Below are 1,777 nucleotides of genomic sequence, written 5' to 3'. Positions count from 1 at the left end.
AAGAGTACCCGGCGCGAAGCGTAGCCGGGTGTGGCGTGGCAATGATCGCAGCCGTTGCCGATCATCTCCGAATCAGGAATCGCTACACCGCTACCCTCAAAGATTTCCGGATGCTGGACGGGCTGCGCCTGGGCGCAATGCGGACAGACGCACTTGATGATTCTTTGCGCGAAGACAACGCGAATTGCGGCTTTCATCAGATGGATCGGCAGGCCCAGATCTTTCAGCCGCGTATAAACGCCATTGGCGGAATTGGCATGAATGGACGCCAGTACCTTGTGTCCGGTAATGGCCGCCCGCACTGCCATTTGCGCGGTTTCTTCGTCGCGTATTTCGCCAATCAGAATATCATCGGGATCCTGACGCATCATGGCGCGAATCGCGCTGGCGAAAGACCGCCCGGTTCCCGATCCTACGGGGATTTGCTGGATACCGGGCAGGACAAATTCTACTGGATCTTCAGCGGTAATAAATTTGTTATCGGGACGGCTGACTGCGCCAATACCGGCATAGAGTGTGGTGGTCTTCCCGGATCCGGTGGGTCCACCGGCAATGATGGCTCCTTCTTTCTGCTGCAGCGCCCAGCGATAGAGATCCTGAACGGCTGGCGGCATACCGAGTTTTTCAATCGGCATCCCTGCGTTTTTGGAGTCCAGCAACCGGCATACGGCAGAAACGCCATTCACAGTCGGAACGATGTTCAGACGCACTTCTACGCGCCGGCCTTCAATTTCCTGCACGAACCTGCCGTCCTGCTCTTTGCGGGTTTCATCGACGGGGAGCTTGGACCGATAACGCAGCTTCGCTAGCAGCAGAATGGCTTTGTGTGGGGAGATCACCTCCAGTTCGGCCAGTGTTCCGCGAATCCGCGCACGAATCCGCATGGATTGATCCAGTTGGGTTTCAAAATGCAGATCCGACCAGCCCTCCTCCGCCCCCTGATAGAACAGATCATTCAGTAGGTCAGTGACCGGACCATCCCGGTCACTGGTAGAGAGAAAGGCTTGGGATTCCTGTGCCATGAATCAGCCCCCGATCCCTTTGACAAAGGCCTTGGTATCTTCCGGCATACCGGGATTCACAGCCCATTGCCCCTGGGCGTTTTTATAGACCAGGAATGGGGTACCGTTGATGCCGTGGTGATTCATCCAGGCGTTGTTCGCCTGAATATCCTTCTGATCATTGGCCGGGATTTTTGCCAGCGGCACGATGCCGCCCTCTTCCTCTGGCACATTGAAATGCGCCTCGTCATAGGCCCAGGCTTTGGCCGGGTTCTTTGACGCAATAATCGTTTCCGCCTTGGGTGCTGAAGAGGGCTTCAGGAATCCTACGGGGATCAGGTGGATTTTGAGTTCCCCTTTTTTGACATAGGGCAGCAGATGCTCATAAGTCATGTGACAGAAAATGCAGTTGGGATCCCCGACGAACCAGATTTGTTTGGTCGCCTTGGGACTTCCAATCAGGAAATTCGTGGTGTGCGCGACCGCCTTGCCCATCTCCACCGGAGAAATCTTTTTGGGTAGATCGGATTTCGGCAGATATTTGTGGGCATAGGCCACGGAAAGATTTTTCCCTGCCTTGTCGAAGATGCCGCCCATGAAAACATATTTGCCGTTTGGACTGGTGAACATCACGAGCGCATGTCCCGGCGAAAGCTGCACGGCATAGCCGTTGAGCCCAGCCTTTGCTGGGAACGTGCGAAGAATTTTTGCCTGACCGTGGCTCATGGCCACAATCGTTTTGGCTCCAGCCTGGTAACTTTGCGGTATGGTTCCCG

2 protein-coding genes are annotated in these 1,777 nt (G+C 55.3%); both read right to left on the bottom strand.

What is annotated here, in order from left to right; genetic code table 11:
• Nucleotides 1–1,022, bottom strand: a 1,022-nt coding sequence (locus AC2VLY_RS07335) for a GspE/PulE family protein (protein ID WP_486893324.1), incomplete at its 3' end; no start/stop codon positions are given.
• A 3-nt stretch (nucleotides 1,023–1,025) separates the two neighbouring features.
• Nucleotides 1,026–1,777 (bottom strand): thiol:disulfide interchange protein DsbG (gene dsbG / locus AC2VLY_RS07330; RefSeq protein ID WP_486893325.1); only part of this gene is annotated, 752 nt, incomplete at its 5' end.

This window comes from Acidithiobacillus sp. TH-A36, from assembly GCF_057473445.1.
Note: the sequence above shows the minus strand (reverse complement) of the source record. Positions and strands in the feature narration are given on the sequence as shown.